Origin of the sequence: Ochrobactrum sp. SFR4 (assembly GCF_019730395.1) — a bacterium.
GTDB lineage: Bacteria > Pseudomonadota > Alphaproteobacteria > Rhizobiales > Rhizobiaceae > Pseudochrobactrum.
Genome location: NZ_JAAPBB010001397.1, coordinates 1 through 235, shown reverse-complemented (window position 1 = coordinate 235; position 235 = coordinate 1). Strand labels below are relative to the sequence as shown.

The window sequence follows — 235 nt, the reverse complement described above, 5'->3', positions numbered from 1 at the left end:
ATGGTTTCCGGTGAAACCCGCTTTAACGTGGTTGAGAATGTTTCATTCTCGATCGGCGCGGGTGAAACTTTCGGTCTGGTCGGGGAGTCCGGTTGCGGTAAATCCATTACTTCGCTTTCGATTATGGGTTTGCTGAACCGTCCGCTGGAGGTCAGCTCCGGTGAAATCCTGTTTAAAGGACAGGATTTGCGGAAATTAAGCAGTCGTGACATGCGTAAATTGCGCGGCAGTCGCA

The 235-nt window shown here is 51.1% G+C and carries 1 protein-coding gene; it reads left to right on the top strand.

The window, feature by feature from the left end:
- Nucleotides 1–235: ATP-binding cassette domain-containing protein (locus tag HBA93_RS23620; RefSeq protein WP_221724831.1), on the top strand; the 235-nt coding region annotated here is incomplete at both ends.